General features: G+C 70.5%; 7 protein-coding genes. 5 read left to right on the top strand and 2 right to left on the bottom strand.

What is annotated here, in order from left to right:
* The coding region (locus ACFUN8_RS12425; protein ID WP_383634974.1) for a hypothetical protein at positions 1–804 on the bottom strand (804 nt) is incomplete at its 3' end.
* A 399-nt stretch (positions 805–1,203) separates the two neighbouring features.
* Between ACFUN8_RS12425 and ACFUN8_RS12420 the strand changes: the two genes are divergently transcribed.
* Both ACFUN8_RS12420 and ACFUN8_RS12415 read left to right on the top strand, forming a co-directional pair.
* Positions 1,204–2,820: a von Willebrand factor type A domain-containing protein gene (locus tag ACFUN8_RS12420; protein WP_383634980.1), complete on the top strand. Its 1,617-nt coding sequence runs from the start codon at positions 1,204–1,206 to the stop codon at positions 2,818–2,820.
* 180 nt (positions 2,821–3,000) lie between these two features.
* Positions 3,001–3,474: a DUF1772 domain-containing protein gene (locus ACFUN8_RS12415; protein ID WP_383634972.1), complete on the top strand. Its 474-nt coding sequence runs from the start codon at positions 3,001–3,003 to the stop codon at positions 3,472–3,474.
* Here ACFUN8_RS12415 and ACFUN8_RS12410 read toward each other — a convergent pair.
* Entirely contained in the window at positions 3,455–4,333 is an 879-nt protein-coding gene (locus tag ACFUN8_RS12410) for a class I SAM-dependent methyltransferase family protein (RefSeq protein ID WP_383634970.1), read from the bottom strand. The genes ACFUN8_RS12415 and ACFUN8_RS12410 overlap by 20 nt on opposite strands.
* 191 nt (positions 4,334–4,524) lie before the next feature.
* On the opposite strand from ACFUN8_RS12410, the gene ACFUN8_RS12405 reads away from it, so the two are divergent.
* From ACFUN8_RS12405 to ACFUN8_RS12395, 3 genes are all read left to right on the top strand, one after another.
* Positions 4,525–5,760: a damage-control phosphatase ARMT1 family protein gene (locus ACFUN8_RS12405; RefSeq protein WP_383634968.1), complete on the top strand. Its 1,236-nt coding sequence runs from the start codon at positions 4,525–4,527 to the stop codon at positions 5,758–5,760.
* A gap of 75 nt (positions 5,761–5,835) precedes the next feature.
* Positions 5,836–7,155 carry a DUF4032 domain-containing protein gene (locus ACFUN8_RS12400; protein ID WP_383634966.1) on the top strand — a complete coding sequence of 440 codons (1,320 nt, stop codon included), beginning with the start codon at positions 5,836–5,838 and terminating at the stop codon, positions 7,153–7,155.
* Positions 7,156–7,457: 302 nt separating this feature from the next.
* Positions 7,458–9,167 carry an MFS transporter gene (locus tag ACFUN8_RS12395; protein ID WP_383634964.1) on the top strand — a complete coding sequence of 570 codons (1,710 nt, stop codon included), beginning with the start codon at positions 7,458–7,460 and terminating at the stop codon, positions 9,165–9,167.
* Positions 9,168–9,199: the final 32 nt, after the last annotated feature.

The raw sequence follows: 9,199 nt of genomic DNA, 5'->3' as shown, positions 1-9,199 counted from the left end.
GGCGGTGAGCAGCTCGCCGACCCGTCTGCTGTAGGTGCGGGGCGACATGCCGAGGCGCGCCGCCGCCGCCTCGTCGGTGAGCCCGCACAGCATGGCTTCGAGCACGGGACGTAAGTGATGGGGGAGGACGCCCGCCTCAGGACCGGCCGGGGCGCCGGCACCGGCACCGGTCTCCGTGTCGCCCGGTGCCGGGCCCGTCGCCGGGTCCCACGGCGCACCACCCGATCGGTCCCCCCTGACGGGAAACTCCTCGCCGCTGTCCCACCAGTGCTGATGGATACGGACCAGGGCCCCGACGACGACGGGATCCTGGATCAACAGCAGCCCGTTGAAGTGGAGATCCAGGTCGAGGGGGAGCGCGGCCGTCGTACGGTCCACGAGGACCATCTTGAACGGGATCGAGTCCGTCTGCCGTGCCCCGCGGGCGAGGGCCCGCAGCTCGTACGGCAGCGCCGCCAGGCCCCGGCGCGGCACGATCCGGCGGACCGTGAGCGCGACCGCGGGCAGGGGAGCGGTCCCGGCGTCGGCCCCCGCGCCGGAGCCGGCTCCGGGGCCACCAGCCGAGCCGGTGCCCGCGCCCGTTCGCGTCCCCGGCCGCGCCTCGGGGTCCGCCCGTTCCGCGACCGCGCGTACGCACGCGGTCGCGAACTCCAGGAACGGCAACGGCAGGCCCTTGCCGAGGGAATTGCCCGGATCGTCGAACGTCAGCAGCTCGTGACGCGCGGAACGCACGAGCGCCGCCAGCGTGGCGGCCACCTGATGGGTGCCGCGGACCGGCCGACCCGCCGGTCGGAGAGTCTCCACCGCGTCCCCCCGCAGTGTGCTTCTCGGTAGCGCCGACCTGTTGAGTACGGAGCCTGGAACATGTGCCACGGCTGACCACCCCCGCCATCCCCTCGGAGCCGTACGCAACTCCATGTACTCATGAGACTGCACACCGTGACAAGTGCAGTTCAGCGAGTGGCGACTCCATGCCAATGGACCCGACTCACGCATCAACGGCACCGATTGGCGCACAACTTCACGCGAAGACGGCGGAAGCCTGGCGCGGCGGCGGGCAACTCTCCTGGTCTCTCGGCCCGTTGCCGCATCGAGATTCATCCGCAACCTCCCGTACGGGGTCCCGTCGGCCGTCTCGAACGTCACATTCACAAGTGCCGAAAAGCGATTCCAGGGGGGACCGTGACGAAGCTCCGTACGAAGATGAGGCTCCACGCGAGGACGTATCGAGGCGCGGTGGTCGCGTTGCTGGCGGGCGGCCTGCTGCTCACCGGCTGCTCGGCCGGGGGGACGAGCGACACGAGCCAGAAGGCCGACGGGCCGGGGAGCGGGAGCGCGTTCGGCGACGGGGCCGGCTCCGGGTCCGCGGGGCCGGGGGCCGCCGGCCCGGCCGACGGCGTCGAACAGGGCGAGGGACAGCCGGACAGCGACCAGAAACGGCAGGACAAAGAACCGGAGGGTGAGTTCGCGCCGGAGCCGGACTATCTGTCCACCTTCGCCCTGGACGTGGACACCGCCTCCTACGGATACGCGCTCCGCACCCTCGGCGACGGACGGCTGCCGGATCCCGGAACCGTACGGCCCGAGGAGTTCGTCAACAGCTTCCGCCAGGACTACGAACGCCCCGAGGGCGACGGCTTCTCCGTCACGGTGGACGGTGCCGCGGCGCCGGGTGCGGACGACGACTGGTCCCTCCTGCGGGTCGGCCTCGCCACCCGCCAGGCCGACCACGGAGGTGAACGCCCGCCGGCCGCGCTGACGTTCGTGATCGACATCTCGGGTTCCATGGCCGAGCGCGGGCGTCTCGACCTCGTCAAGGAATCACTCGGCATCCTTACGGACGAGCTGCGCGGGGACGACTCGATCGCCCTGGTCACCTTCAGCTCCGTGGCCGAGAGCCGGTTGCCCATGACCCGCGTCGGCGACAACCGGTCCCGGATCCACGACGTGATCGAGGAGCTGGAACCGGCCGCTTCGACCAACCTCGGGGCGGGCGTCGAGACCGGCTACGAAGAGGCCGTCGAGGGTCTCAGGAGCGGCGCGACCAACCGGGTCGTCCTGCTGTCCGACGCGCTGGCCAACACCGGCGAGACGCAGGCGGACGCGATCCTCGAACGCATCGCGGACGCGCGTACCGAACACGGCATCACCCTCTTCGGAGTCGGTGTCGGAAGCGACTACGGCGACGCGCTGATGGAACAACTGGCCGACAAGGGCGACGGACACACGACGTACGTCTCCGACCGGAAGCAGGCCCGGAAGGTCTTCGTCGACCAGCTCCCCATGAACGTCGAACTGCGCGCCAGGGACGCCAAGGCACAGGTCGCCTTCGACAGGGACGCGGTCGAACGGTTCCGACTGATCGGCTACGAGAACAGGGCCGTCGCGGACGAGGACTTCCGGAACGACCGTGTCGACGGCGGCGAGGTCGGCCCGGGGCACACCGTGACGGCCCTGTACGCCGTCAAGCTGCGGCCCGGCGCGAGCGGGCAGGTGGCGAAGGCGACGGTGCGCTGGCTGGACCCCGAGACCCGGGCGCCGCGCGAGCGGTCGGGCTCGGTCGGCGCGAGCGCGGTGGACTCCGGACTCTGGGGCGACGCGAAGCCGCGGCTTCAGGTCACGGCCGTCGCCGCGTACTTCGCCGAGGCGCTGCGCGGTGAGTCGGCGGACGACGACGGCACGTCCTACGGCGTTCCGCCCGGCGCGCCCGGCCTCGACGAACTGGAGAAGCGGGCACGGGCGTTGGCCGACTCCACGGAGGACGCATCGGTGAAGGAGCTGGCCGAGGCGATCGACCAGGCAGGCCGCGCGAGGGGCTGATCGCACCGCCGGGTCCGGTCCGGGAGTGGTCCCGGGCCGGTCCGGCGCCGGTCCCCGAGCGGTCCGGAGCCGGTCTCGGACCGGACCCGTAGAGGCCGTGGGGCGGCGTGCGGGGTCTTCGGAGGACCGCCGGTGAAAACGGTGCTGCGCCGCCCCGCCCCACGGGCCATGATGTGCGGCATGGCCACTGTCCTGCTCGCGCTCGCTGTCGTCTTCACCGGTCTGTACGCCGGCATCATGCTCATCTTCCTGACCGGGATCATGCCCGCGCTGGCCCGGCTCACGGACGGGCAGTTCGTGACGGCCATGCGCCGCCTCAACGAGGAAGTACCGCGCGGGCTGTTCCTGCTCGTGTTCCTCGCCGAGGTGGCCTTCCCGGTCGCCGCGCTCGCCGTCCCCGTCGACGACCGTTCGGACACCCAGTGGTGGCTGTTGCTGGCGGGTCTGATCTGTGTGGTCGTCAACCACCTCGTCACCGTCGCGGGCAACATCCCGCTCAACAACGCCCTGGCGTCGTCCGAGACCTCGCCCCAGGCGAACCCCGACAGCGCAGTCCGCGCGGCCTTCGAGAGCCGCTGGAACCGCTTCCACGCCGTCCGTACGTTCTTCGCCGTCGCGGGGTTCGCGCTGATCGTCAGCGCCTCGCTGACGTGACGGTGAACAGCCCCACGGACTCCCGCCGGCTCGCGACCTCCGTGAACCCGGCCCGGCCGGCCCACTTTTCGGCCAGTTCCACGGGACGGCACTTCATCTCCCACAGGACGCCGTCGCGGTTCGGCAGCACGTTCGCGATGAACTCCAACTGAGGGTGGTGGGTCTGGGTCGTGAAGACCAGCACTCCGCCCGGTGCGAGCATCCCGCGCAGCCGGGCGACGGACGTGGCGATGACGGCGTCGTCCAGCAGCAGTTCGTAGAGCCCCGACACGACGATGATGTCGGGCGCGGGGGAGGAGGGCGCGGGGTCCAGGGCGTCCCCGTACGCGTACGAGATCCCCATCAGTCCTCGCTCGGCCGCCTGGCGCTCGCCCTGCGCGAGACCCGCGCGGTCCAGGTCGCGGCACTCGACGTGGAGGGTGCCCGGCGCGTACTCCGTGAGCAGGTCCTGGAGATACCGCCCGGGCCCCGACGCCACGTCCAGGACGCGCACACCACCACGATCGCCGTCGGCGCCGCCCGCACCGCCGTGACGCGCGATCTCCTTACGGAGGACGTCTTTCAGCAGCTCGCGGCGGGCGCGGATGGCGCGCCACCCGACGGCGTTCAGATACACGCGGTCGATGACGTGCCCCAGGACAGGGAAGCCGCCGGCCTTGTTGACGTACACGTAGTCCAGCATCGACCCGCTGTCGAAGCCGTGCCGGTATCCGATGCGGATCCCCGCGCTCGCGCGGCCGACGGTGCCGAGGAGGGCGCGCATCGCCGCCCACCGCGCGCGGTTCAGCGGACCGGGTCGGTTCGGGGTGTTCCGAGATCGATGGGTCGTGTTCGTCTTCGTCGCGCTCGTCTTCGTCATGCCCATCAGCGTCGGCCCGGAGCGCGGGCCTCGGTATCCGCGCGGCTACTCGGACGGCGGGTGAGTAGTCCTGCGTACGCTCCCCGTCGGACGTCAGGGGCGGGCGGGCGAAATCGGTGAGGGTACGGTGCGACGGAGGCCGCTCCCGTGACCGGCGGCGACACCGACCAGCTCCGGAGGACAGGGAAGCCATGCCTGAAGCGGACGACGCGCCCGTGATCGTGAGCAACGCACCCGGTTCGTTCGCGCGGAGCGTGCTGGCCGAGCGCCATCCCGCCCTCATCCAGCAGGTACGGGACGCGTTCCCGTGGTCCCCGGAACGGCACCGCGCGCTCGACGCGCTGCTCCACTCCTCCACAGAGGGCGTCGTCGAACCGTTGGATCCGGACGCGCACGACCGTGAGCAGTGGGACGCGTGGGGCGGGGAGTACTTCGGCCGGTCGTGGTTCGACGTGCCGTTCCTCTGGTCCGAGAGCTACTTCTACCGCCGGCTTCTCCAAGCCGTCGGATACTTCGGCCCCGGGCCGTGGCAGGGCATCGACCCGTTCGCGCCCTTCAAACGGGCCGAGTTGAGCGGCTCGCTCGTCGACGACGAACTCGCGGCGCTCGACGCGCTCGCCCAACGGCCGGTCGAGGAGCGGGCCGCCGCGTACCTCCAGGGCTCGCTCTGGGGCAACCGGGCGGACCTCGGCTTCTCGGTCGGTTCGCACGGCTCCGGGGACGCTGGTGGCCCGGCGGACGGATCCGCCGGTGAGGAGCCGCCGGAGCCGCCGCCTCTCGTCGCGGACGACAGCGAGGTGCTGTGGTCGCTGCTGCCCACCGACCGGTCGCCCGGCGCCGCGCGGACCGTCCATGTCATCGCCGACAACTCCGGCCGCGAGCTGATCCCCGACCTGGTCCTCATCGACCACCTCCTTACTACGGGCCGCGCCGACGACGTCGTCCTGCACGTGAAGCCGTATCCGTACTACGTCTCCGACGCCACCATGGCCGACGTCGTCGACTGCGCGCGCCGTATCGCCCAGGCGTCCGGCAGCGCGGGCGAGGCCGGGAAGCGGCTCTGGGCCGCGATGGGCGACGGGCGGCTCGCCGTACGCGCGCACGGCTTCTACTGCGCGCCGTTCCCGTACAGCGAGATGCCCGCCGACCTCCGGCAGGAGTTCGCGGGTGCCGCCCTCACGATCGTGAAGGGCGACCTCAACTACCGCCGCCTCGTGGGTGATCGACTCTGGTCGCCGACCACGTCGTTCGCCGGGCGTACGGCGCACTTCCCGGGGCCGGTGGCCGCCTTGCGTACCCTGAAGTCCGATGTGATCGTCGGCCTCGACCCGCGCACCGTGGCGCGACTCGAAGACGCGGGCGGCGACGGTACGAACCAGGCATGGCGTACGAGCGGGACGCACGGGCTCGTGCAGGTCAAGCTCTGAAAGAACGCCACACACGCACGTACGAGCACAGGCACGGACGAGCACGCGAACGAACGAACGTCGGAGGCAAGCGGCATGGCGCTCCAGATCAGCGCGACCAACCCGGAGCAGCCGGCCGTGCTCCTCGACCTGCCCTGGGGCGTTCCGCTCGAAGAGTGGCCCGACGACTGCCTGGTGGCCCTCCCGCGCGGCATCTCACGCCATGTCGTGCGCTTCGCGGACGCCGGGTCCGAGGTGCTCGCGGTCAAGGAGATCGCCGAGCGTCCGGCGGTGCGCGAGTTCGGGCTGCTCAGGGACCTGCACCGGCTGGGCATACCGGCGGTCGACCCGGTCGCGGTGGTGACGGGGCGGGTCGACGCGGACGGCAGGCCGCTGGAGTCCGCGCTGATCACCCGGCATCTCAAAGGCTCCCTGCCCTACCGCTCGATGTTCGAGTCGACCATGCGCCCGAGCACGGTGAAGCGCCTCATGGACGCCCTCGCCGTCCTCCTGGTGAGGTTGCATCTGACCGGCTTCGCGTGGGGCGACTGCTCGCTGTCCAACGCACTCTTCAGGCGAGACGCGGGCGCGTACGCCGCGTATCTCGTGGACGCCGAGACGGGCCAACTCCAGCCGACACTCAGCCGTGGCCAGCGCGACTACGACATAGAGCTGGCGCGCGTGAACATCGCCGGGGAGCTGATGGACCTGGAAGCCTCCGGCTCACTCCATCCGTCGGTGGACCCGGTGCCGTTCGGGGCGGCGATCGTACGGCGCTACGAAGACCTGTGGCACGAGCTGACACGGGAGTCCGTCTACCCGGTCGACAAGCGGCACTACATCGACCGCCGGATCCGCCGGCTCAACGAACTGGGTTTCGATGTCGCGGAGATGCAGATAGAGCGGTCGCCGATGGGTGACACGGTGACCTTCCTGCCGAAGGTGGTGGACGCGGGCCACCATCAGCGCCAACTGCTGCGGCTCACCGGCCTGGACGCGGAGGAGAACCAGGCGCGACGCCTGCTCAACGACCTGGAGAGCTGGATGGCGGGCCAGGACGACTACGCGCCGGACGACCCGCTGGGCGCACGCCCGGAGGTCCTGGCGCACCGCTGGGTGCGCGACGTGTTCCGGCCGACCGTACGGGCCGTACCGCTGGATCTGCGGCGCAGGACGGACGCGGCGCAGATCTACCACGAGGTGCTGGAACACCGGTGGTACCTGTCCGAGAACGCCGGGAGCGACGTGGGGCTGGACGCGACCATCGCGGACTACATCGCCAACATATTGCCGCGTACGCAGAACCCGTCCGCACCGGTTCCGCTCGCGGTTGAGGAACCGGTCGAGCCGGAGGAACCGCTGGTGCCGGCGAAGCCGGTGGAGCTGGTGGACGGAACGGAAATCCACGAGACATGACCGATCTGGTGACGCAGCGCCCTGTGCTCCATCCGCTGAGCTGACGCTCTACGAGATCGCGTGGCCCTGTCAGGAGTCACCTCAGGAGCCCGGTCGGGACACTGCCCGGAACATGTGAGCGGCCCCGCCGCGACGGGGGAAACGCGGCGGGACCTGGAGAGCGAATGCCCTGCGCCCCGCCCGTTACACATAAGACTTCATGTGGCGTGGACCACCTGATCCGACTTCCTCGCTGATCACTCTCCGTGATCCTTGAGTGCTGGGTGTGCATGGCGTAGGGAAACAGGGGAAAATCCCGATCTATGAGTAAAAGAGGCGATTCTTCCGGTTCTGGCGCATCCGTCGGTGCGACAGGCGCGCCGAATCAGACGGTGGCCCTGGCGGCCATGCTGTTCGCCGTCTCGATGACGTTCATCGACCAGACGATCGTCTCCATCGCCGCGCCGGACATCATCGACGAGCTGGGGCTCTCGTCCTCCGGGATGCAGTGGGTGATCAACGCCTATCTGCTGACCCTGGCGGCGTTCTTCGCTCTCGGCGGGCGGCTGGCCGACATCGTGGGGCATCGCCGGATCATGGTGATCGGCACCCTCGTCTTCGTGGTCTCCTCCGTGCTCTGCGGGTGCGTGCCGACCGGGAGCTTCGCGCAGAGCTGGCTCATCACCTTCCGGGCCTTCCAGGGCCTCGGCGCCGCGCTGATGTTTCCCGCCGCGCTCGCCGTGGTCATCGCCGTGTTCCCTGTCGAGCGACGAGGCCGGGCGCTGGCGCTGTTCTTCGGGCTCTCCGGTGCGCTCACCGCCGTGGGCCCGCTGCTCGGTGGCTGGCTCACCGGCTGGACCTGGCGGGCGATCTTCTGGGTCAACGTCCCCGTCGCCGTGATCGCCCTCGTACTGACGGCCATGGCGCACATCAAGAACACCTCACGCCGCGACCGGCTCGACGTGCCCGGCGCCGTGCTGGTGGCCGTCGGGATGGGGCTGAGCGTGCTCGGCTTCCAGCAGGCTTCCACATGGGGCTGGGGCAGCGTGGCCACCTGGGCCTGCATCGTGGGCGGCGTCCTCGTCCTGGTCTTCTTCTGCCTCTTCGAACTCCGCGTCCGGGACCCGCTCATCAAGCTCCAGGTCTTCAAGGACAGAGCCTTCGCCGTGGACTCCGCGGTGCTGTTCTTCGCCATGCTCGCGTTCGTCCCGGTGTTCTTCTTCGCGTCGGTCTACGCGCAGGTCTCGTTGGGCTCGTCGCCGAACCAGGCCGCGCTCTTCCTGCTGTACTTCTTCGTGGGCTTCGCCATCGCGTCGCAGTGGGGCGGCCGCGTCCTCGACAAGCGGGGCGCCAAACCGGCGCTCACACTCGGGACCGCGATCGGGGCGGTCGGATTCGCCCTGTGGGCGTCCAAGCTGACGGACCTCGAGATGCATGACCAGTGGCCGTACGTGGCGCTGGCCGGCGCGGGTATCGGTCTGCTGCTCTCCCCGGCCTCCACCGACGCGGTCAACCGCGCGATCGGCGCCTCCTACGGAGAGGTCACCGGTATCACCCAGACCATCCGTAACTTCGCGGCGAGCGTGGGACTGGCGGTGTTCGGCACCGTCCTCACGCATGTCACCACCGACCGGGTCGTCGAGACCCTTCGCTCGAAGGGCCTGCCGGCCGGTGAGGCGCGGGACGCCGCCCGGAGCGTCGCGGAGGCCGTGTCCGGGCAGGCGGACACCCGGCAGCCCTCCGGCGGCGGTGATGTCGCAAGGACCATGCGCGACTCGATGGACGCCATCCGGATGGACTTCGCGGAGGCCAACCGATGGGTGTTCTACGGGATGGCCATCGCCCTCGGGGTGGCGTTCATCTGCTCGCTGTTCCATCCGGGGACGCGGGTGACGGGCGTCGCGACGACGCCGTCCGCCGGGCCGGGAAAGCCGGGGGAGCCCACGGCGCCTCCCGAGCCCGCCGAACCCGCCGAGCCCGTCGAGCCCGTCGAGCCCGCCGAACCGAAGAGGTCGGCGGGCGGGGCGCCGTAGCGGCTACGGCCGAGGCCCGTTGTCGTACCCCT

Source organism: Streptomyces sp. NPDC057307, assembly GCF_042667665.1.
In the GTDB taxonomy this organism is placed as follows: Bacteria; Actinomycetota; Actinomycetes; order Streptomycetales; family Streptomycetaceae; genus Streptomyces.
This window is presented reverse-complemented; position numbering and strand designations above follow the sequence as displayed.

Coding starts and splice junctions, on each gene's coding strand:
- ACFUN8_RS12420 (WP_383634980.1), top strand. CDS start 1,204: ATGAGGCTCCACGCGAGGACGTATCGAGGCGCGGTGGTCGCGTTGCTG.
- ACFUN8_RS12415 (WP_383634972.1), top strand. CDS start 3,001: ATGGCCACTGTCCTGCTCGCGCTCGCTGTCGTCTTCACCGGTCTGTAC.
- ACFUN8_RS12410 (WP_383634970.1), bottom strand. CDS start 4,333: ATGACGAAGACGAGCGCGACGAAGACGAACACGACCCATCGATCTCGG.
- ACFUN8_RS12405 (WP_383634968.1), top strand. CDS start 4,525: ATGCCTGAAGCGGACGACGCGCCCGTGATCGTGAGCAACGCACCCGGT.
- ACFUN8_RS12400 (WP_383634966.1), top strand. CDS start 5,836: ATGGCGCTCCAGATCAGCGCGACCAACCCGGAGCAGCCGGCCGTGCTC.
- ACFUN8_RS12395 (WP_383634964.1), top strand. CDS start 7,458: ATGAGTAAAAGAGGCGATTCTTCCGGTTCTGGCGCATCCGTCGGTGCG.